This is a genomic window from Bradyrhizobium sp. CCGB12 (assembly GCF_024199845.1).
GTDB lineage: Bacteria > Pseudomonadota > Alphaproteobacteria > Rhizobiales > Xanthobacteraceae > Bradyrhizobium.
The window spans coordinates 2,543,469-2,567,337 of record NZ_JANADO010000001.1; the positions used below are offsets into that span (position 1 = coordinate 2,543,469).

Annotated in this window: 26 protein-coding genes; 11 read left to right on the top strand and 15 right to left on the bottom strand. The window is 63.5% G+C overall.

The genetic code is table 11. The annotated features are described in order from the left end of the window. Window positions 1-48: 48 nt before the first annotated feature. Complete coding sequence (locus NLM27_RS12205; RefSeq protein WP_007590701.1) at window positions 49-201, bottom strand: DUF1127 domain-containing protein; 153 nt, start codon at window positions 199-201, stop codon at window positions 49-51. 634 nt (window positions 202-835) lie between these two features. Here NLM27_RS12205 and NLM27_RS12210 point away from each other — a divergent pair. After that, window positions 836-1,141 carry a hypothetical protein gene (locus NLM27_RS12210; RefSeq protein ID WP_254143526.1) on the top strand — a complete coding sequence of 102 codons (306 nt, stop codon included), beginning with the start codon at window positions 836-838 and terminating at the stop codon, window positions 1,139-1,141. A 75-nt stretch (window positions 1,142-1,216) separates the two neighbouring features. Here the strand turns inward: NLM27_RS12210 and NLM27_RS12215 are convergent, their stop codons facing one another. Both NLM27_RS12215 and NLM27_RS12220 read right to left on the bottom strand, forming a co-directional pair. After that, the gene (locus NLM27_RS12215; RefSeq protein ID WP_254143527.1) at window positions 1,217-2,041 is read right to left on the bottom strand and encodes a lytic murein transglycosylase; all 825 of its coding nucleotides are present in this window, start codon (window positions 2,039-2,041) and stop codon (window positions 1,217-1,219) included. Window positions 2,042-2,170: 129 nt separating this feature from the next. Beyond that, complete coding sequence (locus NLM27_RS12220; protein ID WP_254143528.1) at window positions 2,171-3,079, bottom strand: DUF2189 domain-containing protein; 909 nt, start codon at window positions 3,077-3,079, stop codon at window positions 2,171-2,173. Window positions 3,080-3,415: 336 nt separating this feature from the next. Here NLM27_RS12220 and NLM27_RS12225 point away from each other — a divergent pair, with 336 nt between their 5' ends. Continuing rightward, window positions 3,416-3,817, top strand: a complete 402-nt coding sequence (locus tag NLM27_RS12225) for a DUF3597 domain-containing protein (protein ID WP_254143529.1) — start codon at window positions 3,416-3,418, stop codon at window positions 3,815-3,817. 70 nt (window positions 3,818-3,887) lie between these two features. On the opposite strand, the gene NLM27_RS12230 is transcribed toward NLM27_RS12225, so the two are convergent. Further along, complete coding sequence (locus NLM27_RS12230; RefSeq protein ID WP_254143530.1) at window positions 3,888-4,163, bottom strand: GNAT family N-acetyltransferase; 276 nt, start codon at window positions 4,161-4,163, stop codon at window positions 3,888-3,890. Between the two features lie 317 nt (window positions 4,164-4,480). On the opposite strand from NLM27_RS12230, the gene NLM27_RS12235 reads away from it, so the two are divergent. Beyond that, window positions 4,481-4,876: an SPW repeat protein gene (locus NLM27_RS12235; protein ID WP_254143531.1), complete on the top strand. Its 396-nt coding sequence runs from the start codon at window positions 4,481-4,483 to the stop codon at window positions 4,874-4,876. Between the two features lie 53 nt (window positions 4,877-4,929). Here the strand turns inward: NLM27_RS12235 and NLM27_RS12240 are convergent, their stop codons facing one another. Further along, window positions 4,930-5,205: a GNAT family N-acetyltransferase gene (locus NLM27_RS12240; RefSeq protein WP_254143532.1), complete on the bottom strand. Its 276-nt coding sequence runs from the start codon at window positions 5,203-5,205 to the stop codon at window positions 4,930-4,932. A gap of 78 nt (window positions 5,206-5,283) precedes the next feature. Further along, window positions 5,284-5,643, bottom strand: coding sequence for a hypothetical protein (locus tag NLM27_RS12245; RefSeq protein ID WP_254143533.1), 360 nt, complete (start codon window positions 5,641-5,643; stop codon window positions 5,284-5,286). Window positions 5,644-5,736: 93 nt separating this feature from the next. On the opposite strand from NLM27_RS12245, the gene NLM27_RS12250 reads away from it, so the two are divergent. From NLM27_RS12250 to NLM27_RS12275, 7 genes are all read left to right on the top strand, one after another. Then, on the top strand, window positions 5,737-6,234 hold the full coding sequence (locus tag NLM27_RS12250) for a hypothetical protein (protein ID WP_254143534.1): 498 nt from the start codon (window positions 5,737-5,739) through the stop codon (window positions 6,232-6,234). Window positions 6,235-6,339: 105 nt separating this feature from the next. Then, on the top strand, window positions 6,340-7,947 hold the full coding sequence (locus NLM27_RS12255; protein WP_254143535.1) for an acyl-CoA synthetase: 1,608 nt from the start codon (window positions 6,340-6,342) through the stop codon (window positions 7,945-7,947). Between the two features lie 9 nt (window positions 7,948-7,956). Continuing rightward, a complete protein-coding gene (locus tag NLM27_RS12260) occupies window positions 7,957-8,817 on the top strand; it encodes a PCC domain-containing protein (protein WP_254143536.1) in 861 nt (286 codons plus the stop codon). Window positions 8,818-8,907: 90 nt separating this feature from the next. Continuing rightward, window positions 8,908-9,675 (top strand): AAA family ATPase, encoded by a 768-nt coding sequence (locus tag NLM27_RS12265; RefSeq protein ID WP_254143537.1) that lies wholly within the window; start codon window positions 8,908-8,910, stop codon window positions 9,673-9,675. Between the two features lie 9 nt (window positions 9,676-9,684). After that, a complete protein-coding gene (locus tag NLM27_RS43550; protein ID WP_256569956.1) occupies window positions 9,685-9,819 on the top strand; it encodes a hypothetical protein in 135 nt (44 codons plus the stop codon). Between the two features lie 916 nt (window positions 9,820-10,735). After that, window positions 10,736-11,299, top strand: a complete 564-nt coding sequence (locus NLM27_RS12270; RefSeq protein WP_254143538.1) for an SRPBCC family protein — start codon at window positions 10,736-10,738, stop codon at window positions 11,297-11,299. Between the two features lie 2 nt (window positions 11,300-11,301). Then, on the top strand, window positions 11,302-12,249 hold the full coding sequence (locus tag NLM27_RS12275) for a cytochrome D1 domain-containing protein (protein WP_254143539.1): 948 nt from the start codon (window positions 11,302-11,304) through the stop codon (window positions 12,247-12,249). A 102-nt stretch (window positions 12,250-12,351) separates the two neighbouring features. Here NLM27_RS12275 and NLM27_RS12280 read toward each other — a convergent pair whose 3' ends face one another. Both NLM27_RS12280 and NLM27_RS12285 read right to left on the bottom strand, forming a co-directional pair. Beyond that, on the bottom strand, window positions 12,352-13,962 hold the full coding sequence (locus tag NLM27_RS12280) for an IS1182 family transposase (RefSeq protein WP_254142551.1): 1,611 nt from the start codon (window positions 13,960-13,962) through the stop codon (window positions 12,352-12,354). Window positions 13,963-14,146: 184 nt separating this feature from the next. After that, window positions 14,147-14,359, bottom strand: a complete 213-nt coding sequence (locus NLM27_RS12285) for a hypothetical protein (RefSeq protein ID WP_254143540.1) — start codon at window positions 14,357-14,359, stop codon at window positions 14,147-14,149. On the opposite strand from NLM27_RS12285, the gene NLM27_RS12290 reads away from it, so the two are divergent. After that, a complete protein-coding gene (locus NLM27_RS12290) occupies window positions 14,352-15,320 on the top strand; it encodes an IS110 family transposase (RefSeq protein ID WP_254143541.1) in 969 nt (322 codons plus the stop codon). The two genes, NLM27_RS12285 and NLM27_RS12290, sit on opposite strands and share 8 nt — an antisense overlap. A 201-nt stretch (window positions 15,321-15,521) precedes the next feature. Here NLM27_RS12290 and NLM27_RS12295 read toward each other — a convergent pair whose 3' ends face one another. The 7 genes from NLM27_RS12295 to NLM27_RS12325 form a co-directional block, all read right to left on the bottom strand. Next, the gene (locus tag NLM27_RS12295) at window positions 15,522-16,448 is read right to left on the bottom strand and encodes a nucleoside hydrolase (RefSeq protein WP_254143542.1); all 927 of its coding nucleotides are present in this window, start codon (window positions 16,446-16,448) and stop codon (window positions 15,522-15,524) included. Between the two features lie 36 nt (window positions 16,449-16,484). Then, a complete protein-coding gene (locus tag NLM27_RS12300; RefSeq protein WP_254143543.1) occupies window positions 16,485-17,126 on the bottom strand; it encodes an HAD-IA family hydrolase in 642 nt (213 codons plus the stop codon). Window positions 17,127-17,156: 30 nt separating this feature from the next. Further along, a complete protein-coding gene (locus tag NLM27_RS12305; RefSeq protein WP_254148809.1) occupies window positions 17,157-17,735 on the bottom strand; it encodes a DinB family protein in 579 nt (192 codons plus the stop codon). Window positions 17,736-17,784: 49 nt separating this feature from the next. Beyond that, window positions 17,785-20,760 carry an excinuclease ABC subunit UvrA gene (gene uvrA, locus NLM27_RS12310; protein WP_254143544.1) on the bottom strand — a complete coding sequence of 992 codons (2,976 nt, stop codon included), beginning with the start codon at window positions 20,758-20,760 and terminating at the stop codon, window positions 17,785-17,787. Between the two features lie 282 nt (window positions 20,761-21,042). Next, complete coding sequence (locus NLM27_RS12315) at window positions 21,043-21,789, bottom strand: outer membrane protein (protein ID WP_254143545.1); 747 nt, start codon at window positions 21,787-21,789, stop codon at window positions 21,043-21,045. Between the two features lie 271 nt (window positions 21,790-22,060). Beyond that, window positions 22,061-22,732 (bottom strand): outer membrane protein, encoded by a 672-nt coding sequence (locus NLM27_RS12320; protein ID WP_254143546.1) that lies wholly within the window; start codon window positions 22,730-22,732, stop codon window positions 22,061-22,063. 242 nt (window positions 22,733-22,974) lie between these two features. Beyond that, a complete protein-coding gene (locus tag NLM27_RS12325; protein WP_254143547.1) occupies window positions 22,975-23,736 on the bottom strand; it encodes an outer membrane protein in 762 nt (253 codons plus the stop codon). Window positions 23,737-23,869: the final 133 nt, after the last annotated feature.

Consider the following 23,869-nt stretch of genomic DNA (forward strand, 5'->3'; position numbering starts at 1 on the left):
CGCACGAGGCGGGCGCTATCGGTTCGTCCGGTGAAGGGCTGAACGATATCAGCCCTGATACTGGCCGGCGGCAACGCGCGGGATGTCCGAGCGATCGAGGCCGATGTCGGCCAGTTCGCGGTCGCTGAGCTGGGACAGCTCGGCAACATTGCGCTGATAGTCCCGGAAAGCCTGGATCATGCGGATGAGCGAGAGCAGCATTGGTAGTCTCCTGTAGTTCGATTCAGCCCTTGCTCGGGCGTCATCGTTGAAATGAATATAGGTGAGAGTGGTGCAGTGCGAAAGTTCCAAGTTGCGATGCAGCTAAGCAGGGAGCGCATAGCACCGGTAACGGACGATTAACTTGCGGGCGTTCCGTCCCGAGCAAGAGGCGAAGGGTGGGGCAGGGGACCGCAAATTCCCGTGAATTCACGGACTTATGGCCAACCACGCGGTTTATGGGCTGGTGGAAATATAGTTCGTTTTTGTCGCCCGGCAGGGGGTTGGGCCAGGCGGCTAAACCCAATTCATACATGCGCGAATCGCATGCATCGAGAACTCTAAAAATGAATATATGTTCATTATTTATCGCGATTGGCCCGTCCTGTCACCGCGGGAAGGAACTGTGCGACACGGCGAGCCCTCGGGAGGGTATTTGCTTCCCCCACGGGACGGCACACGCACTTTAGTGCAGCGCGTACACGCCGAGCGTGCAGTTTTGGTTACAGGTATGTAATGAAAATCAGAAGTTTCGCATGCCCCCTCTGCGCCGAGCGCAACATCACGCAATTCTCGCGAGGAATTTATTGCGACAACTTGCCGCGCTCAGAGAAAAGTCTGGCTGCAGAATCCGGCAATGTCGCTGGTTCTGTCCAAGGACAAGAAGGAAGGTAACGTCATGACGAAGTTACTCGGGGCTATCGCAATTGCAGCCCTCGCGTTGGCCGTTGCGCCAGCGCAGGCGGCCAAGCACGCGACGGGCGGCTGTAGTTCGGCCAATCTGGAGAAGACAGAGACCGCGATCGAGGCTATGGCCGACGGCGACAGCAAGTTCGTGGCGCAGAAGGAAATCGCGGCCGCGCAGGACTCGCTGCTCAACGGCAAGATGGGTGTGTGCGGTGCGCATCTGAACAAGGCGATGCAGGCCACCATGGCCAAATAAGACGTCGAGACGTCAGCAGACCAAGAGGGGGCCGGTCGCAGTGCGGTCGGCCCTCCGTTTCTGTCGACGATGTTCTTAAGGAGCGCGCGCGAGCTGGGTGGCGAAATAGGCGACTGTCTTGGAATAGACCTCGCTCTTGTTCCACTGCTGGAGCACCGCGAAGTTCGGGCCGCCCGGCTGCCAATCCTTGCCGCGCTGCCAGCCATAGCCGACCAGATAATTGGCGGTGGAGGCGAGCACGTCGGGCGCGTTGTGTAAGAGATCGCGCTTGCCGTTGCCATCGAAATCGACGGCGTATTTCATCCAGGACGACGGCATGAACTGGGTCTGACCGAGCTCGCCGGCCCAGGCGCCCTTCATGTCGGCGGGCGCGAGATCGCCGCGCTGGACGATGCGCAGGGCATCCATCAGCTCGGCGCGAAACTGGTCGGCGCGCCGGCAGTCATAGGCCAGCGTCGCCAGCGAGCGGATGGTCGCGAACTTGCCGGTGTTGACGCCGAAATCGGTCTCGAGTCCCCAGATCGCGACCAGCACCTCACCCGGAACGCCGTAGGCCTGCTCGATGCGCGACAGCACCGAGCCGTATTGCTTCATCATGTTGGAGCCGCGCGTCATCCGCGGCGGGACCATGCGGCCGGAAAACTCTTCGAAGGTCTGGGTGAAGACCTTTTGCGACTTGTCACGATTGAGCACGCTCTGATCGAGCGTCACGCCGGCGAGCCCTGATGCAATAGCCTGTTGAGCGATGCCCTTGGCCGCCGCGTCGGTTTTGAAGTCCGCGAGCCAGGCGTCGAAATTGCCCGAGCCGCAGGCAACAGCGGCGAGCGCTGGCTGGGCTGACAGGATTGACGCGGAGAGGGCGAAGGCTGCGAGAGCGAGACGAGAAATCGTCGGGGTCATCAGATGAAATGGATTCCGTGAAGTGATCTGACCGGCGAGCGCAATCTCCGTTGTAACCGCGGCCAAAGCAAGGCGTGTGACGGCGTGCGACCCTGCCCGAACCGGGCAGGATCGCACGTGACGATATCGTCAGGCGTCCGTCTTGTTCCGCCAGGGGAAGAGGTTGGCGGGGAAGTCCGCGGCCGGCTTGCGCGCGCGATGCGGCGGAGGCGGCACCGGACGTGCGCCCGGATCGGACACGATGACCTTGCGGTAGAGATGCCAGGTGGCATGGCCGAGCAGGGGGATCACCACGGCAAGACCGAGGAAGGCCGGGATGGTGCCGAGCGCCAGCAGCACCGCCACGATCAGGCCCCAGGCTGCCATCGGCACCGGGTTCTTCGCGACGACGCGGAGCGAGGTGACCATAGCCTCGAACGCACCGGCATGACGGTCCAGCATCAGAGGGAACGACACGGCGCTCATGCAGAGCGCGGCGAGCGCGAACAGGAAGCCGGTGCCGCAGCCGACCACGATCAGCCACCAGCCCTGCTGCGTCGTCAGAACGCGTGTCATGAAATCCGAGATCCCGGTCGCGCCCTCATAGCCGAACGCGGCGACATAGATCGCCTGCGCGGTCGCAACCCAGGTCACGAACAGGGCGAGCAGCAGCGTGCCGAGGCCGAGCATCGCACCGAACGATGGCGAGCGGAGCACCTCCATGGCGTCCCAGGCGGTCGCTTCTTCATAGCGCTCGCGCCGGCTGGAGAGCTCATAAAGACCGAGCGCCGCGAAGGGGCCGATCAAGGCGAAGCCGGCGGCTAGCGGAAACAGCAGCGGCAGCACCGAATAGCCCATCACCACGCGGGCAAGCACGAGGCCGAGCACCGGATAGATCACGCAGAGGATGATGGCGTGGCTCGGAACGGCCTTGAAATCCTCCCAGCCGCGCTTCAGCGCGTCGTGCAGGTCGGACAATTGGATGGTTCGGATGACCGGTCCAGCCGCATTTGCGGTCTGGGCCATCGGGGGGACATTGCCCTGGTATAGAGTGGCCATGGTCGCTAGCTCCCTTGCCGCGCGGCTGAACCCACGCCGGCAACGGCGCAAGCGGCCGCATTCTTTGAACTATCGCGATTCCGACCAGACGCGAATTCCGGATGGCATCGCGAGCTGAGGGGCAACCGTACTCCCAATTCCGAGTCCTGTCCCTCACGCTTGGGTGAAATTCGATGACGCGGTGCAACCTCGACGATGTCATTCGGTCGTCATTTCGCCGCAGATAAGCTGATGCTGTGTGTTGGTTCGCACGAACTTCGCGGGCGTAACGCAGTAACTTCGTCTATAAGTGCCACTCAAGGCCCTTCCAACGGATCCTTTTTTCGGGGAGCAGACATGAGCATTTTTGGAAAAATCATGGGCGCGATCTTCGGTAGCCAGCCGGCTGCCGCCGCGCCTGCCGGCAGCGCGCCCGCAGGCAGTGCGCCCGCAGGGGCCGCGCCGGGCGCACCGGCGCCAGGCGCCGCGCCGATGGCAGCCGTCGACGTCGCCGCGATCGTCGACAAGGCGGTAGCTGCGCACAAGGGCGAGAAGCTGGAATGGCGCACCTCGATCGTCGACCTCATGAAAGCGCTCGACATCGACTCCAGCCTTGCTGCGCGCAAGGATCTCGCCAAGGAGCTGGGCTACACCGGCGACATGAACGACTCGGCAAGCATGAACGTCTGGCTGCACAAGCAGGTGATGTCCAAGCTCGCTGCCAATGGCGGCAAGCTGCCGCCTGAGATCAAGCACTGACCGGTCGCCCGGTCGTACCGCAAGGGCCCGCGATCTCTCGCGGGCCCTTTTGCATTCAGGCCAGGAGACTTCAGGCCAAGAGATCCGCATCCTCCGGATGCCTGTCGAGATAGTCGACGACGAAGCCACAGCCGGCGATCACCTTCCGGCCGTCGCGGCGGATCAAGTCCAGCGCGCCCTTGATCAGCTCGGAGCCGATGCCGCGGCCGCGGAGCGCGCGCGGCGTTTCGGTGTGGGTGATGATCACAGCCGACGGCGTCAGCCGGTAATTGGCGAAGGCGATGTCGCTGCCGAGATCGAGCTCGAAGCGGCTGCTGTCCTTGTTGTCGCGTACCGAAGCCGCCATGCGGGACCTTTCCGAAATGCCGATTGTGTCCTGATCTAGGAGGCGGACCCCGGCCTTGCCAAGGTGGGACCAAGGGAGATTGCCGCAGGGGAGACATCTGCAAATGCGCGCCCGTGGCTGCAGTGCGGTATGGACGTCTCGCCATGCGAGCATGATGCGGCGACCGCAAATAATCCTCGATATTGCTCTTGCAAGGCCGACTTCGGTTCCCACGTCCTTGAGAGGACATACGCCCGAATGCGGCCGGCAGGGTCGCTAGACGTTCGGAGTGTCATGATTGCCAGCCGCAGACGTATGCCTCGTTGCAGGAGGATACGATGTCGGATTTTGGTTTCTTGAATACTCATCGAACATGGGAAGACTGGTGCGGGATGCTGCTTGGCGCGGTGATCGTGGCTTCGCCATGGTTTCCCATCCAGGATCAGACGATCACCGGACACCAGACGGTCATCCTGAACACGGTCGCAATCGGTCTGGTCGTGTTTGGCATCAGCCAGCTCGAATATGTTGCCTTACAGCGCTGGCAGGAGGTGACGACGATCCTGGTCGGACTGTGGCTCATCGCCTCGCCATACGTGATCGGCTATTCCGGTGACGGTTTTCTCCGCATCTACCACACGAGCCTCGGTGCGGTGGTGGTGCTGCTCGGCATACTCCAGCTGTGGCAGGATTGGGATCAGAACGACCAGGACTTGCTCAAGCACGGACAATAGGGCGTAGATGTCGCTCTTGGCAGGCTCGCCGGCTGCAGGCGGCGGGCGGCACCCTATCTCGTGACGAGATCCGCATAGTCCGGGTGCTTCTCGATCCACGCCTTCACGAATGGGCATTGCGGGATCAGCTTCAATCCGTCGGCGCGGACCTGGTCGAGCGCGCCTTGCACCAGCTTCGAGCCGACGCCCTTGCCACCAAGTTCCTTCGGCACGTCCGTATGCTCGAAGGTGATGACGTTGCCATCGAGCTTGTAGTGTTCGGTCGCAACATGACCCTCGACCTCCAGCTCATAGCGGTGATGGGCTTTGTTGTTGATGATGTCGCTCATGTCGTCCCTCCCCAGCTGTCGGCCTCGCGTACGAAGCCGTAACGCGGGGTCGGGGCGGCCGGTTTCCGATGTTGAGGTTCAATCGGTCGCTTTGGCGAGCCTGGAATCCTCGGGCTGCGGCTGCGGGCGGAGGCAGCCTTGGCAGATGACCAGCGAGCGGTTGACCCTGGCGTCCTGCTCGGCCTCGACGCCGTCCTGTGCCTGCCACCACTCCTTTGAATAGGGCGCCAGCCCGGCTTGCGATCCGCTCCGCTCCGATCGGGCAGTGGTTCGCGTAGGTCCGGACGCCGCACGCGGCTGATTGGGGTCCTCGCCGGCGCCATCCCAGGCATAGCGCGCAGGCTTGAAGGCAGGGCCTGAAGCCAGATGCGCTTGCGGGGCCACGGCACATCCGGCAAGCGCAAGCATGAGCAGGAGGATGGCGGGCGCTTTGATCATGATGTGCACTCTGTACGCGGAGACGGACGCAGGGTGCGCCGATCATGTTTAAAATTCCCTGAACGATTGCGGTCGTGGCTGCGACCAACGCCAATGCGATATCTGATCCTCTTGCTCAGCCTGCTCGTGACCAGCGTCCGTGCTGACGATGCAAAGCCGTTCGATACGGCCGACTATCCGCCGGGGGTGCAGAAGGCGCTGCGTCATGCCGTCGAGGAATGCGACAGCCAGGGCGGCGGGAAGGTTGCCTTCACGCAGGATACGGTGCGCAAGATCGACCTGACTGGTGACGGCCGCGACGACTACATCGTGGATTTCAGCGACACCCAGTGCGGGAATCGCGAGACGACCTATTGCGGAACCGGCGGCTGCGTCATGAACATCCTGGTGACGTTGCCGGATGGCAGCGTGCGTCAGGTGTTCGACGGCCATGTCCTTAGCTACAAGATCGTGGCGCCGCCGATGAAGCGCGGCGCTGCGCGCACCATCCGCTTCGATCTGCACGGCAGCTTCTGCGGCGGTTTTGGTGCGCAGGCCTGCTGGAAGGCGAAGGCCATCACGGCGACGCCGTTTGCGTTCAAGCAGCCGTAGGGCAGGTCCGCGGCGGCTGGCCTTGCGGGGGCGCTGGCGATGGCGATAAATGGGCTGCAATGAGCGGGCGGCTCGCTTGCCGTCCGTCGTCGAAGAGGAAGCCCGATGCAGCCCCTGCGCATGTCCCGCCGCGTCATGAATCTCGCCCACATGCTGACCCAGAATGCGCGGCGGCATGGATCGCGCCCCGGCTTCGTCTGGGGTGACAAGTCCTGGACCTGGCACGAGATCGACGCGCAGGTCTCGGCGCTCGCGGCCGCGTTCGCCGCGCGCGGCATCGTCAAGGGCGACCGCATCCTCGTCCATTCCAAGAATGGCGACGAGATGTTCTTTTCGATGTTCGCCGCGTTTCGGCTCGGTGCGGTCTGGGTTCCCACCAATTTCCGCCTGATGCCGGATGAGGTCACCTATCTCGCGCAGGCCTCCGGGGCGAAGGCGTTCCTGTGCCACGTCGATTTCCCCGAGCATGCCGCGGCGGTGAAGGGCGGCGCGCTGGAATTCACCTGGAGCGTCGACGGCGAGGCCGCGTTCGGCGAGCGCTCGGTGGCTGACGCCATCGCGTCGCATGCAGGCGCTGCCGTGGAGAATGTCGCCGTCGAGCAGGACGATCCCTGCTGGTTCTTCTTCACCTCCGGCACCACGGGCCGCTCCAAGGCGGCGGTGCTGACCCACGGCCAGATGGGCTTTGTGGTGACCAATCATCTGGCCGACCTGACGCCCGGTACGACGGAGCAGGATGCATCCCTGGTAGTGGCGCCATTGTCGCACGGCGCCGGCGTGCATCAGCTGATGCAGACCGCGCGCGGCGCACGCACCGTGCTGCTGCCGACCGAAAAATTCGACATCAACGAGGCGTTCCGCCTGATCGAGACGCACCGCGTCAGCAATCTCTTCACGGTGCCGACGATCCTGAAGATGATGGTCGAGCATCCCGCCGCCGACAAATACGATCATGCCTCGCTGCGCCAGGTGATCTATGCGGGCGCGCCGATGTATCGCGAGGACCAGAAGGCTGCGCTGAAGAAGCTCGGCCGGGTGATCGTGCAGTATTTTGGCCTGGGCGAGGTCACCGGCAACATCACGGTGCTGCCGGCCGCGCTGCACGATCCCGAGGACGGCCCGCATGCAAAGATCGGCACCTGTGGCTTCGAGCGCACCGGTATGCAGGTCTCGATCCAGGATGACGAGGGCCGCGAGCTCAAGGCCAACCAGAGCGGCGAGATCTGCGTGATCGGGCCTGCCGTATTCGCCGGCTACTACGACAATCCCGAAGCCAACGCGAAAGCGTTCCGCAACGGCTGGTTCCGCACCGGCGATCTCGGCCACATGGACGAGGAGGGCTTCGTCTACATCACCGGACGCGCCTCCGACATGTACATCTCCGGCGGCTCCAACATCTATCCGCGCGAGATCGAGGAGAAGATCCTGACTCATCCCGCCGTCGGCGAGGTCGCCGTGCTCGGTGTGCCCGATGCGACCTGGGGTGAAGTCGGCATTGCCGTCTGCGTCGCGCGCGAAGGCGAGAAACCCGTGAGCGAAGCGGAGATGGCGGCGTTCCTGTCGCCGAAGGTGCCGCGCTACAAGATGCCGAAGCGGTTCTTCTTCTGGGATGCCTTGCCGAAATCCGGCTACGGCAAGATTCCAAAACGCATGGTGCGCGACGAGCTCGAGGCACGCGGATTGCTCGATCTCGACAAGACGAAGACGGGCTGAGCCTACGTGATGCGGAGCATCAAGCAACCGGGCGCAGCCGGCGCAGAGCGCATCCAGTGGGTGGAGGCGAGGGGACGCGCCTTCGCGTTCACGCTTCAAGCCGGTTTGCCGCTGCTGGAAGCCGCACGCCGCGGTTTTGCCGCGGAGGGTTTTTCCGGCGGCGTGCTCAATTTTGGCGCTGGCGCACTCGGGCCATTCGGCTATGTGATGCCGGCGCTGTCGAAGACCGGCGAGAACGCTGCCTTCTACAGCGATACGTTCCGGCCCGAAGGCGTGACGCGTACGAAGCTCGGCAGCATGACACTGGGCGTGCGCGACGGCGCGCCGTTCTTTCATTGCCACGGGCTCTGGACCGAGGCCGATGGCCGCGCCAGCGGCGGCCACATGCTGCCGGACGAGACTGTCGTCGCCGAGCCGTTCGAGGTCGAAGCCTTCGGTCTCGATGGTGCGATGTTCACGGCCGAGCCCGATCCCGAGACCAATTTCAAGCTGTTCGGGCCGGTGGTGGCTGCAAGCACCGGCGCGCAGGCCACGAGCCGAGCGTTTGCGCTGCGGCTGCGTCCGAACCAGGACTTTGCAGATTGCCTTGAGGACTTCTGCCGCACGCACGGCATCGCCCGCGCCAAGATCCACGGCGGCGTCGGCTCGACCATCGGAGCACGCTTCACCCATGGCGGCGTGACCGAGCCGTTCGCGACCGAGCTGGCAATAACGTCCGGCGCGATCGCGGCCGGTCCTTCCGGTGCGCTCGAAGCCGCGCTCGACGTCGCCCTGATCGACTACACCGGCGGCATTGCCGAGGGCCGTCTGATCCGGGGCGACAATCCCGTGCTGATGACGATGGAGCTGGTGCTGGAGGCTCTGGATTAGCTTGTCAGGTCCCGGCAGGTGGGGCGCAAGATACCACTTTTGCAGTCTTATTGTTCCTGTTATGTTCTTACGATAACTCAGGGGCGGGCAATGGCACGAAGAGGCAATCGAACGATCAATCTGCCTGCGCCCTATCTGAAGCGGGTCTGGCTCGACCCGTCGCAAGTGCGCGATCGCGAGGCCTATCCGTTTTGCCTGCCCATCTTCCCGGATGATTTCGAACTCGAATTCGACAGCCCCATCACGATCATCGTTGGAGAGAACGGCACCGGGAAGTCGACGATCCTCGAGGGCATCGCAGCGCTCGCCGGCTATGACGATGCCGGTGGCGGCAAGGGTTACATGCCGGTCGATCATTCCGAAGCGCGCGAGAAGATGGGCGGCCAACTCTCCAGGGCGCTGCGTGCAAGCTGGCTGCCGAAGATCACCAATGGCTGGTTCTTTCGTGCAGAGAGCTTCTTCTCGGTCGCGCGATATCTTGACAAGGCTGCGCGTGACGCTGGCCAGGTCGGCCCCGATTTCCTGTCGCATTCCCATGGCGAAGGCTTCCTGCGTTTTTTCGAGGAACGCTGCCAGCGCCAGGGCATCTTCATCTTCGACGAGCCGGAATCGGCACTTTCGCCGGCGCGTCAGATCGAATTCTTGAAGCTGCTGCGGCGCATGGAAGACTCCCGCATTTGCCAGGTCATCATGGCAACCCACTCGCCGATGCTGATGGCCTATCCTAACGCGCGGTTGCTGCGGCTGGGCAAATACGGCCTCGAGCCTGTCACGGTGGAGCAGACCGACCATTACCGGGTGATGCGCGAATTCTGCGATGATCCGCGCGGGTTCGTCGAAGCCACGCTGGCGGAATGATAGGCGCAGTTGGCGATCGTTCTCTCCGCCGTCATTGCGATGAGCTCTTGCGACGAAGCAATCCAGACTGCCGCCGTGGAAAGATTCTGGATTGCTTCCGCCTTCGCCAAGGCTTCGGCGGACAAGTCGCTGCGCTCGCAATGACAGGGTGTGGGTAGCAACATTATCTCCTCTCGTGTCCCGGACGCGACGCAGCGCGTAGCGGTGCGACGCAGATCCGGGGACCCGGAAGCCGCGCATTTGCTGCTGCATGGGCCCCGGCTCTGCAGCGCACCGCCGAAGGGGCGCTCCCCTGCGTCCGGGGCACGAGAGCGGAGTTTATCTTGATCTTCGAATCTTAATCGCAGGCGCAGCTTCGCTTTCTCGCGGCACATCGTGCCCGAGCTTTGCGATGGTCACGCCCTCGAAGATGCCGAGGGCGCAGGGAAGGCCGGGCGCCGGCTGGCACCCGCGGTCCGCTGTGCGCAATTGCGCTGGAAACAAATGCACAGCGGCATACAGGGCAGCCTGAACGTCCGGCCTTCCCTGCGCAGTGGCTTTACGGCTTATGTCGTGCTCTCCCCGGGGAGCGATGCACTATTGCCCCCGTCGCCTTGCGGATGGCTGATGCGCGGGCCCGGTTGGGCCGCACGGATCACCGCAACACTTGGCGCACAGACCCCGGGCGCCAGGACCACACGATTTTGCCGTACGCAGGCGGCACCATTCGTATGCGCGCGTCGCCTGCTCACGGAGTGACCCGCCCTGCAAACCACCTGCGCGCGACGCTGCCCGCGTCCACCACGTCCCATCCCGCGTTCGTGACGATCGCGATCCGCCCCTCGGCCCGGGTTGGGATGGTCTAAGCATGCGATATTTCCGAATTCGCGTAAAGCGAATTGTTTTTGACTGGACGCATTGACCATGACCGCGTGTGTTTTGCCCGTCGGGTAACGCAAGGGATGGTGTGGATACCCCTCGCCACAGCTGCGCCACGAACAGGTCTCCCCATGGTCCAAAAATGCGCTACGATGAGTTCAGCGCGCCCAAAGTCGCGCAGATTGAGGAACGAGGAAACGACATGAGGATGACGATGGGAACGGCGATCGCCGGGGTGGCGGCGCTGGCGGTGGCGGGGATGGCTCTGACGGCAGCTTTCGAGCCGGTCTGGGCCCATGGGCCGACCCGGCAGAAGGTGCGGGAATCCATCGAGATCGGTGCGCCGCCGGCCAAGGTCTGGGCGGCGATCAGCAATTTCCAGGACATGAGCTGGCTCCCGCCCGTCACCAAGACGGAAGGGCAGAAGGGCAACGAGATCGGCGCGACGCGGACGCTGACCCTGACGGGCGGTCCGACGGTCGAGGAGGAGCTCTACAAATACGAGCCCGACATGCAGAGCTATTCGTACCGCATCACCAAGGTCGACGTGAAGGTGCTGCCGGTGACCAATTATTCCTCGACCTTGACGGTGTCGCCCGCGCCTGATGGCAAGGCGAAACTGGAATGGGCCGGCGCGTTCTATCGCGGCTATCCCAACAACGATCCGCCGCCGGAGCTGAGCGACGAGGCCGCGGTGAAGGCGGTGAGCGGGCTGTACAAGACCGGGCTCGAGGCGCTCAAGAAGAAGATCGAGAGCGGTAGCTGATCGTGCGGGCGCTGGTCCTGGCGGCCTTCGCCGCCAGCCTTTGCGGTCTGCCGCGCGCGTGTGCCGAAGAGGCGTTCGTCACCAACCAGCTCAGCGACGATCTGATGATCGTGGACCTCGCCGGCGCACGCGGGGTTGCGACCATCCCGATCGGCGGCAAGCCGGCGGGCGTTGCCGTCAGCGCGGACGGGCGCTTTGCCTATGTGACGAGCCCCGACGCCAAGGCGGTGACGGTGGTGGACGCCGCAGCGCGCCAGGTCGCCGGCCGCATCGAAGTGGGCGGCGGGCCGCTCGGCATTGCCGTCGCGCCCGATGGCAAGACGGTCTATGTCGCCGATTGGTATGCCGCCGCGGTGCGGGTGATCGACACGGCTTCGCGCAGCGTCACCGCCAGCATCGCAGTCGGCGCCTCGCCGTCGGGCCTTGCGGTGACACCGGATGGCAAGCTGCTGCTCTCGGCCGACCGCGACGACGACAGCGTCTCTGTGGTGGACACCGCGACGCGCCAGCGCAAAGCAATGATCAAGGTCGGCACCCGCCCGTTCGGCGTCACCATCGATGCCGACGGCAAGCGCGCCTACACCGCCAATGTCGGCTCCGACGACGTCTCCGTGATCGACATCGCCGCCGGCCGTGAGATCGGCCGCGTGCCGGTCGGGATGCGTCCCTATGCGGTGGCTCTGACGCAGGGGCGCGGTTTCGTCACCGACCAGTATGGCGGCACCGTCAGCGTGTTCGATCTGGCGAGCCTGAAGCCGCTCAAGCGCATCACTGTCGGCGACTATCCCGAAGGCATCAATGCGACCGCCGATGGCAAACGCGTCATCGTCGCCTGCTGGGAGAGCAACACGCTTGACATCATTGACGCGACCGAGCTGAAGGTGATCGGCGAGGTCAAGACCGGCGACGGCCCGCGTGCGTTCGGGGCGTTCTTGCGCAGGACGGAGTAGGGCGCAGCGGGGAATCGGTAGCCTGCATGGAGCGAAGCGGAATGCGGGGACACTTTCCCGGATTGCGCTTCGAGGCTGGGCAAGTATTTGTTTGGGCGCGGCTTACGCGGCATATCGGAAAATTGGACGGATTTGGGCTCGGATTGGCGCTGGAGCGGGCCGTATCCGGGTGATGATGTCGGTGATGTCGGTGATGGCGTTGAGCAGCAAGAGTGCCAAATGCGGAAGCCGGCTTGCCAGATAGGCCATGAAGGCGTCGAGGCCGAGAATGCTGAGGACTCGGGAGAAATTGTAGCAAAGCGCCATCAGGCTCCATTCGCCACAGACTTTGTCGAAGCCGCGGACGAGGAAGTGGCGGTAGCCGGCCCGGCATTTGATGGTGCCGAAGGGGTGTTCGGCGAGTTCGGCGCGGCGGCGCATCTGGGCCTCGGCGCCCTGCATCCGCGCGCGATGCCGATCCAGCACCGCTTCATGCTCCCAGCGCTGGACGGTGCGCGTCGGGATCTTGACGGTGACACAGCGCGCGCGCAGCGGGCAGGCGTCGCAATCTGACTTGCGGCTGACATACCTGATCTCGATCCGGTTGCCGTTGGTCTTGCGACCGTCCGTGGGACGCAGCTGCTTGCCGGCGGGACAGCGATAGACATCCGCTTCGGCGTCGTAGGCGAACGCCTCATGGCTGATGCGATCCTGCGCTTCGAGCCGCGTGGTTCGCTTGGCCAGCGGAACGTAGGCGGCAATGCCGTTCTCCTCGCAGTCCTTGAGCGTATGGCCGTTGTAGTAGCCGGTATCGGCGAGAACCGTCAGCGTCTCGACGCCAAGCTCGTCCTTTGCGGCCTTGGCCATGTCGTAAAGCTGGCCGCTATCGTTGCCGTCGTTGACGACCTCGCTCGCCGCGATCAGAGCGTGCTTGTCGTCGACGCCGATCTGAACGTTATAGCCTGCCACCACCTGGCCGTTCTTCGACAACAGGCGGGCATCCGGATCGGTTCGCGACAGCTGCGTCTGCCCGCTCTCCTCCAGTCGTGCCAGATCGGCCTGCAAGCTGGCGCGCTTGGCCATCAACGCCGCCACCTCTTGTGCGAGGTCTCCGCCGCGACTGCCATCGCCTCCGCCATCCCGCCCCGCGGGTGGACGTTCCACCTCGGCGCTGTCGTTGGCCTCGAGCGTGGCACCATAGGCTTCAATATCCTGCTCGATCTCCGCCAGCCGCTTGGCGAGCTTGCGCTGCGTTTTGATGCTCGCCTTGCTGGCGTTGCCATCAAAAAACGCACCGTCGATCGCCACAACCTCTCCGCCAATCAGACCGAGTTCGCGCAGCATCAGCACAAACTCCCGGTTCACCGCCTTGAGCGTCTTCCAGTTCTCCTGGCGGAACTTGGCGATGGTGCGATAGCCCGGCACCAGGCGCTTCATCAGCCAGATCAGTTCCAGATTGCGCCGGGCTTCGCGCTCCAGGTTGCGCGACGACCGGATCCGGTTCAGGTAGCCATAAAGATAAAGCTTCAGCAGGTCGGCCGGGTCATAAGGTGGCTGTCCAGCCCCGCCGCTCGATCCGGCATGGCGGAAGCCAAGCTTCCCGAGGTCAAGCGCTGCAACAAAAGCCTCGATCACCCGAACCGGATTGTCGCCGGCCACATAATCTTCCACCCGCGCCGGCAGAAGGCTCGGCTGATCCCGCCTGACGCCGGTTTTGAAGGTACGATTCGTCATGCCGAATCCTACCTTCACTCGATGTTAGAATCTTGCCCAGTCTCGAAGCGCAATCCGGGCTACGACGTTATCTTCAAGAATATCAAAGTGCCGTAGGGTGGGCAAAGCGAAGCGTGCCCACCAATACGGAGAGGCCGCAGAGGGATGGTGGGCACGGCGCGCCGCGCCTTTGCCCACCCTTGTATTAGCCGGACGGCTTATATTGAACCGTTCCGTGAGGAATGGCCCAGCCCGGGTGGCCGCCCGAGCTGGGTCGCCGTTCGATCGGATCGGTGCCCACCAAAGCCTTGAGGGCTGTCTGACGTAGCGAGATCGCGATCGGCACTTCATCGGGACCCGAATGGTTGAACGAACTTGAGGTTCGCATCACAAGGGAGGGATCGACGAAGATGGCCAAGCATACCACGATCTGTGCCGGGATCGATACCGGCAAACGGAAGCTCGATGTGGCGATCGAGGGCCGCCGCGAGCAGCTGCAGGTGAAGAACACGCCGGAAGGTCACGAGGACCTGTTGGCGTGGCTGCGACAGCATCGCGTCAAACGCATCGGCATCGAGGCGAGCGGCGGTTACGAGCAGCCTGTCGTCGCCGAACTGCGGCGCAAGCGGTTTGTGGTTGTGGTGTTTCAGCCGGCTCAGGTCCGGGCCTATGCTAAATTCCACCTGCAGCGAGCCAAGAACGACAAGATGGATGCCGCTCTTATCGCAGCTTGCACCGCAGCAGTGCGGAAGATCCATGCCGCGCCCGATCCCCGGTTGCTGCCATTTGCCGAGCAGCTGACCATGATCGATCAGATCGGTGAGGATATCGCGCGCCTGAAGAACAGGATCGAGAGCTGCCGCAATGTAGGGATCAACAAGCTCTGGCAGGAGGATATCGCTCGCCTGGAACAACGTGAGACGGCGGCACTCAAGGCCCTGGTCGCCTCGATCCGCAAGCATCCCGACCTTGCCAAGAGGCTTGCGCTGATCAACAGCGTCGACGGCATCGGGTTGCCGACCGCCGTTGCCATCCTGGTGCGCCTGCCTGAGATCGGCCGGATCACGCGGGAGCAAGCTGTCGCTCTCGCCGGCCTTGCGCCCTATGACGACGACAGCGGCGACCAGACCGGCGGTCGGCATATCGAGGGCGGACGCAAGCGGCTGCGTCGCGCCCTTTATACGGCTTCACTCGCTGCATCGTTTCGATGGAACCCGCAGCTCATCCAGCTCTACCGACGGCTAACTGCGGCCGGAAAGGAACACAAGCGCGCGCTCGTTGCCTGCGCCAGGAAGATGCTCATCTTCGCCAACACAGTGGTGGCTCGCGGCACGCCGTGGTGCGACAAACCGCCAGTGCGATCGTTCTCTGTTTCTTAGTTCGACCGCGACGTGTTTCTTCGTCCCGACCTACGGCTCCTCATGACGTCGCGCGCAGCGACCGTCAAGGATGGCCGTCGCTCGCCCTAACCTCACCTGACCTGCTGCCAGGCCACGCCTTGACGGACGCGAGTACGGCGTCATCATCGATGACGCAGGCGATCCGAAAGGGCACAAAAAACCGCCGCCACTTAATGGTTGCTACGGCGCTTTCGACGCGGCAAAGTCCCTCAGCTTCACGAAAAAGTCCTTCAGGATGGGGTTGCGATCCACGTAGGTCACGTAGCGGATCGGATGCCGCCTGCGGTCGATGCTCCACGTCATCTGGTCCGTGAGGACCGGAGCGGGGATGATCACGCTCGGCGCCCACGTGGGGTTCAGCAGCGAGCCGACCGGCGCCATGTCCCAGATCTCCTTGGCCCAGCCCATGTGGTCGGACGAATACTCCTTGAACCGCATCGCGAGGAACGCGCCGATGCTGCCATGCGGTTCGACGTAGCGCTCGATCTCCGGCACCGTCGAGTGAAGGCGCGAGGTGACGCCCCTGCACGGCACCAGCACGAGCGGAACGCCGCTGTCGAGCAGCACCTGCGTGCCGCCGACATCTTGCTTGAGGTTGAACTCGACGGTGTCGGGCCATTCCAGCGCATGACCGCCAAGCCAGACCACCACGACGCGGTCGATGATATCGGGCGCCTTCAGAAGGGCGGAAGCCACATTGCTGATGGCGCCGATGGCGATGACGTAGAGGGGCTTGTCCGGCGAGCCCGCGCGCGCCCGGGCGATGAGGTCGTCGACGGCGGGTGCCGCCTGCGCCGCCTTGCCTGGGCCGACATAGTCGGTGACGCCGCGATAAACCAGGCCATCAGGCGCGACGTTCAGGCGGTCCAGCAGGCGGAGGATTTCCTGGTAGCTCAGCTCCATGCCGTGGCCGGGACTGTCCGCGCGCGCGTTGAAGAACGGCGCGGCATAGATCGCCTCGACCTCGAAGCGCTCCGGTGACAGCAGCATCTGCACGAGCGCGAACTGGTCGTCGATCTCGTTATAGGTGTCGGTGTCGAGCACGACGCGCAACCGGCCCTCCGGCGGCGCCAGGAGCTTGAGGCGGCTTGCGTCCGTGAGTGTCATTGCCGTCTCCCTGGGGCCGTGTGTGACGATTGCGGATCAGGCTCTCTGCTGAATCCGGCAGACCACTTCGGCAATCTCTTCCATCTGCGCGAACATGTGATCCGGCGCAAGCGCCCGCAACGCCGCCGGCGCCGCATAGCCCCAGCACACCGCACCGCAGGCAATGCCGACGGAGCGCGCCGCCTCGATGTCGCGGACCTCGTCGCCAACCGAAATCACCTGGGCGGGCTCGACGCCGGCGCGGCGAATGACCCGGCGGAATTTCGCGGGCTTGCCGAACAGCGACGCGGCGCAGTCGAAATGTGAAAACAGCGCCGCGGCCTCGCCAAGTTTCTCGCGCGCATTGGCCTCGCTGTCGGAGGTCACCAGCGCGAGCTGCACGCCGTTCCCAGCCAGCGTTTGCAGCATCGTCTCGACGCCCGCAAACAGCGAAATCTCGCTAGCTGCCTCCGCCTTCAGCCGCCGCGCATGCCGCGCGATCGCCGGCAGCTTCCACAAGGGCACCTCGAGCCGGGCGAGAATCTCGCGGCTCGAAGCGTGCCGCAGCTCCTCGACCTCCTCATCCCTCACGCGGCGAAAGCCGAAGTGATCCGCGACATCGTTGATGGTGCGCAAGAACCACGGAAAGCTGTCGGCGAGGGTGCCGTCAAGATCGAAGATGGCGAGGGAGTAGGGCACGTGAAGGGAAGACTCCGGATGTCGCTTCGTTCATCCAGCTACTGAGCTAGAATTCCAAACAGTGTCCTCGGTCCAGCCCAGATCGGCGAATTCGGTGGCACGAAGCGATGTTTCTCCCTCCGCAAAGAATTCGTCAAGCTGAGGCGGTGCGACGCTCGTTCCGGACAGCATGGCGTGCGCCTGTCCGCGATGATGAATCTGATGTTGGAACAGGTGCATGAGCAGCCGGTCGCGTCGTTCGGTCTGTACGGCCGTGTCGCGGTTGATCCGCACAACGCTGTTGAGAATCTCGGGCGTCAATGCATCGCAGACTGCGATCAAGCGCTTGTCGACCGCGGCTTGCGCGGGCTTGAGCGCAGCAAGGGAAGGGTACGGCACCTCGTTCTTCCAGGCCGCCGGGCCCAACCATCCACCCTCCAGCGCATCGACATAGAAGAGGTCAATGACATGGATGTGGTTGAGCGTGCGCTGCAGGCTTGGAAAGAACCCGGTCCGCTCGGCTTCGAAATCAGCCTGAGGCAGAGCAGCGCAAGCCGTGAGCAGCCGATGGTTTGCCCAGGCATTGTTATGGGCGAACGCGCGATAGGTCTGCACAAGCCCGGCAGGCACGCTCATTCCTTCCTCAGACGAGTGCGCCGGCACATGCCAGCCGTGTCAATTACTCCGCCGCCTCGCTCGTGCTCCGCCGCTTCGGCTTCCGCGCCTTCTTCAGCACCGGCTCGAGGAATTTGCCGGTGTAGCTCCGCGGCGCCTTCGCGATGTCCTCCGGTGGACCCCAGGCGACGATCTCGCCGCCGCCGTCGCCGCCTTCGGGGCCGAGGTCGATGACCCAGTCGGCGGTCTTGATGACTTCGAGATTGTGCTCGATGACGACGACGGTGTTGCCCTGCGCGACCAGCTCGTGCAGCACTTCCAGCAGCTTCTTGACGTCGTGGAAGTGCAGGCCGGTTGTGGGCTCGTCCAGGATGTAGAGCGTGCGGCCGGTGGCGCGCTTGGACAGCTCTTTTGCCAGCTTGACGCGCTGGGCTTCGCCGCCGGACAGCGTGGTCGCCTGCTGACCGACATGGATGTAGTCGAGGCCGACGCGGTGCAGCGTGTTGAAGGTCTCACGCACGCGCGGGACCGCCTTGAAGAACTCGGCGGCCTCCTCGACGGTCATGTCGAGCACGTCGGCGATGCTCTTGCCCTTGAACAGGACCTCCAGCGTCTCGCGGTTGTAGCGCTTGCCCTTGCAGACGTCGCAGGTGACGTAGACGTCGGGCAGGAAGTGCATCTCGATCTTGATGACGCCGTCGCCCTGGCACGCCTCGCAGCGGCCGCCCTTGACGTTGAAGGAGAATCGGCCGGGCTCGTAGCCGCGCGCCTTGGCCTCGGGCAGGCCGGCGAACCATTCGCGGATCGGCGTGAAGGCGCCGGTATAGGTTGCCGGATTCGAGCGCGGGGTGCGGCCGATCGGCGACTGGTCGATGTCGATGATCTTGTCGATATGCTCCAGGCCCTCGATGCGGTCGTGCGGGGCGGCGCCCTCGCTGGCATTGTTCAGCTTGCGGGCGATGGCGCGGTAGAGCGTGTCGATCAGCAGCGTCGACTTGCCGCCGCCGGAGACGCCGGTGACGCAGGTGAACAGGCCGAGCGGGATCTCCGCGGTGACGTTCTTGAGGTTATTGCCGCGCGCGTTGACCACCTTGATGGTGCGACGATGGTTCGGCGGACGCCGCTCCGGCACCTCGACCTCGAGCTCGCCGGTGAGGTATTTGCCGGTCAGCGATTTCGGGTTGCGCATGATCTCGTCGGGCGTGCCTTCGGCGACGATGTGGCCGCCATGCATGCCGGCGCCGGGGCCGATGTCGAGCACGTAATCGGCGAGGCGGATGGCGTCCTCGTCATGCTCGACGACGACCACGGTGTTGCCGAGGTCGCGCAGCCGCTTCAATGTGTCGAGCAGGCGCGCATTGTCGCGCTGGTGCAGGCCGATCGAGGGCTCGTCCAGCACGTAGAGCACGCCCGTCAGACCCGAGCCGATCTGCGAGGCCAGGCGGATGCGCTGGCTCTCGCCGCCGGAGAGCGTGCCGGAGGAGCGGGACAAAGTGAGATAGTTGAGGCCGACGTCGAGCAGGAAGGTGAGGCGCTCGCGGATCTCTTTCAGGATGCGGCCGGCAATCTCGTTCTGCTGTGCATTGAGCGCATCGGGCACGGTCTCGAACCATTCGCCCGCCTTCCTGACCGACAGCTCCGAGATCTCGCCGATATGCTTGGTGCCGATCTTGACGCAGAGCGCTTCGGGCTTGAGCCGAAAACCCTTGCAGCCCTCGCAGGGCACGTCGTGGAAATATTTTGCCAGCTCCTCGCGCGCCCACTCGCTCTCGGTCTCGCGGTAGCGGCGGTTGATGTTGGTGATGACGCCCTCGAACGGCTTCTTGGTGTCGTAGGAGCGCACCCCGTCCTCGTAGGAGAACTTGATCTCATCCTCGCCGGAGCCGTAGAGGATCGCGTTCTGCGTCTTTTTCGGCAGATCCTTCCACTTGGTGGTCGGCGTGAACTTGTAGTGCTTGCCGAGCGCAATGAGCGTCTGCAGGTAATAAGGCGATGACGACTTGGCCCAGGGCGCGATCGCGCCCTTGCCAATGGCGAGCTCCTTGTCGGGGATGACGAGGTCCTCGTCGACATGCTGCTCGACGCCGAGGCCGCCGCAGGCGGGGCAGGCGCCGTAGGGGTTGTTGAACGAGAACAGTCGCGGTTCGATCTCGGGGATGGTGAAGCCGGAGACCGGGCAGGCGAATTTTTCCGAGAACAGGATGCGCTCGGGGCCGCTCTTGTCGTGGATCTTCGCGGTCTTCTTCTTCTCTTCCGCTGGCGCTGTGGCCGGCGCGTCGGCGAACTCGACGACGGCGAGGCCCTCGGCGAGCTTCAGCGCGGTCTCAAAGCTCTCGGCGAGGCGCTGGCCGATATCGGCGCGTACCACGATGCGGTCGACGACGACGTCGATGTCGTGCGGGAATTTCTTGTCGAGAACAGGCGCTTCCGCCAGCTCATAGAAGGTGCCGTCGATCTTGACGCGCTGAAAGCCCTTCTTGAGCCATTCGGCGAGCTCCTTCCGGTACTCGCCCTTGCGGCCGCGCACGACCGGGGCGAGCAGATAGAGGCGCGTCCCCTCGGGCAGCGCCAGCACGCGGTCGACCATCTGCGAGACGGTCTGGCTCTCGATCGGCAAGCCCGTGGCAGGTGAATAGGGCACGCCGACGCGCGCCCAGAGCAGGCGCATGTAGTCATAGATCTCGGTGACGGTGCCGACGGTGGAGCGCGGATTCTTCGACGTCGTCTTCTGCTCGATCGAGATCGCCGGCGACAGGCCGTCGATCTGGTCGACGTCAGGCTTTTGCATCATCTCGAGAAACTGGCGCGCATAGGCCGACAGCGATTCGACGTAGCGGCGCTGGCCCTCGGCATAGATGGTGTCGAAGGCGAGCGAAGATTTGCCGGAGCCTGACAGCCCCGTGAACACCACCAGCTTGTCGCGGGGAATTTCGACGTCGATGTTCTTGAGGTTGTGCTCGCGCGCGCCACGGATCGTAATTGCGCGCAGGTGTGAACCCGCGTTCTGTTGTTGGCGCTTCGCCTTGATCACTTCGTCCATCCCGGTGGTCCCTTGGGAATCCCAAAGACGCGCGATCGCGCCAATGTAAGAGGCGCGCTTCGCCCGGAACCGGGATCGGCGCCGCTGGGTATGTCAGCGAACGTAGGAAGAACGGAGACGGATTTCCAGAGGGAGTTGCGAATCGTCAACGGAATGTTGGCGGGCTGGCGGCATCTGGCAGCAGGAGACGCGAGGAACCGCGGGGCCACCAAAACAAAAAGGCCGGCGCGAGGCCGGCCTTTCGTGACAATGTAACTCGGTGGCGACGATCAGTACTTCAGCTCAGTACTTGGCGACGACCGGGCCGCCGAAGGTGTAGTTGAGGCGGACGGTGCCCATGTCGACGTCCTGCTTGATACGGTCGATGCGGTCGTTGACGCCCAGAACCGTAAAGCTGACATTGCGGTGGCCCATGAACAGATGGTCGTATTCGATCGCCACGGACCAGTTCGGCGCGAAACCGAACTCGAGGCCAGTGCCGACCGCACCACCCCAGCGCGTTTCGCTAGCGCTGTCGAGGACCACGCCGCCCACCAGACCGTTGTACTTGGCGTGCGTGACGGCGGCGCCACCCTTTACGTACCAGAGCACGTTGTTCCAGGCATAGCCGACCTGACCCGTGAACAGGCCAAGTGCATCGATCTTGGTCTCGTTGACGAGGGGCGCAAGCACCAAGCTCCCATTCGAGCCCTTCAGATTGGCCCAGTCGCCCTGAGCTTCGAGGCCGAAGACCCAGTTGGCCGACTGCCAGCGATAACCGACCTGGCCACCGACGACGCCGCCGGTCGCATTGTGGCAGCCTTCAGCCGTGTCCGGCCCCGGAACGCCGAAGATATTGTTGACGTCCCAGCAATTGCGGCTGGAGGCACCACCGCCGTTGATGCCGATGTAGAAACCGCTCCAGTTGTAAAAAGCCACCGGAGCGACCGGAGCCTTGGTGTAGGGGCGCGCCGCGAGATCGGCGGCCATAACGGGAGAGAACGCGCTCAGTGCAAGCAAGCTGGTCGAAGCGAAAAGAATTTTTCTCATATCAACTCAATCCCCAGTTTCTGCGTTGCCTTCCGTGCAGAGGAAGGATTCGGACTCTCAGATCCGACCGATTCATACCCCAATAAAGCCGCAGGTTGTGTGCCCGAGAAGCCACAACATAAGGGAAAGCGCGCCCTGATTTGGCGGTCTCGTGCGTTACGGCGGGACGCCAACAAATAAGACGCCAACAAATAAAAAGGCCGGCGCGAGGCCGGCCTTTCGTGACGATGTGACGTCGGTAGCGATCAGTACTTCAGATCAGTACTTCAGATCAGTACTTGGCGACGATCGGGCCGCCGAAGTGATAGTTCACGCCGACCTGCACGGTGTGGAAGTTGAGCGTGCCGGTGTTCACCGGAGCGCCGAGACCGGAGAAGTAGGTTTCGCCGCCGAGGCTGCGATAGAGGTACTCGCCCTTGACCGACCACTGCGGCGCGAAGAACGCCTCGACGCCTGCACCGACAGTCCAGCCGGAGTGGAACTTGCTGTCGGAGACGGTCACGCCGAGCGCGCTGACGCTGAGCTTGTTGTCGATCCAGGCGTAGCCGCCGGTGCCGTAGAACAGGACGTTGTTGACGGCCCAGCCGATACGGCCACGCACGGTGCCGAGCGCGTCGGTCTTGGAGGACACGGTGATGCCGAGCGCGGTCGCCGAGGCGCTCACGTCAGCCCAGGCGCCATCGGCCTCGATGCCGAACACGACGTTGCCGGTCTGCCAATTGTAGCCGGCGGTGCCGCCGACAAAGCCGCCCTTCATCTTCGGGTCGCCGGAAGCGTTTTCCCAGGCGCCGCCACCGACGATACCGAGATAGAAGCCGGTCCAGTTGTAGACCGAGGCAACGGCCACCGGAGCCTTGGTGTAGGGGCGCGCCGCAAGGTCAGCGGCCGAGGCCGGAGCGGCGAGTGCGAACAAACAGGCCGAAGCCAACAAAACCTTCTTCATATTCAACCTAATCCCAGTCCCAGTTTCTGTTGTTGCCTTCCGTGCGTTGGAAGGGCAGCGGACGCTGTGGTCCAACTGGCGTCGTGCTTACACCAACAAAGCCGCAAGTTGTGTCTCCAAAAAGCCACAACAGTGACAAAACGTAATGGTTATTGACTTATTGTTTCCGGGGCCATGCAGCAGCAAAAAGGCCGGCGCGAGGCCGGCCTTTCGTCTTCGGTCAGAAGAAACGTTGCTTGCGATCAGTACCTGGCGATCGAGGGGCCGCCCCAACGGTAGTTCACGCGGACGAGAGCCATATCAACGTCCTGGCTGACGCGTTCGGTCTGAACGAAGGCGCCGGCGAAGTTGAAGTCGACGTTACGATCGCCGAGGAAGATGTGATTGTACTCGACGCCCACCGACCAGTTCGGGGCGAAGCCAAATTCGACACCCGCGCCGACCGTTCCGCCCCAGCGGGTTCCGTTGGCCGAACCGAAGACAGTGCCTGCACCCACGAACCCTGGCGCGACGAGGAGGTCGTAACTGCTGTCCACGACGGCGGCGCCACCCTTCACGTAGAACAAAACGTTATTCCAGGCATAGCCGATCTGGCCGGTAATCAGGCCGAACGCATCGATCCGCGAACGGTTCTGCTGACCTAGAGCAGTCGGGCTGATGTTGTTTCCGCTGAAGTCAGCCCAGTTGCCTTGGCCTTCCACGCCAAACACCCAATTGCTGGACTGCCAGCGGTAGCCGACCTGACCACCGACCGTGCCGCCCGATGCGTCATGGCAGCCGTCGTCGACCAGCGTGCCGGTGACCGGCGTCACGAAGTCCCAGCAATTGCGGCTCGTACCCCAGCCACCGTTGATGCCGATGTAGAAGCCGCTCCAGTCGTAGATGGTGGCGACCATCGGCGGTGGAGCCTTCGTGTAAGGACGCGCCGCCATATCCGCCGCGCTTGCGGGGGCCGACAGGCCCATTGCCACTATGCCGATTGCACCAAACAGAATCTTATTCATTGCAGTCAGTCTCCCCAGTTTCGTCCGCTTCGTGTCCCGAAGCGGTTGATCAGGCGCGACGCCCATATGAACTAAGTCCGACTCAACCGTAGCTTAGGGAAGTGGGGAAGTCCGTCTCCGAAATACCACACTG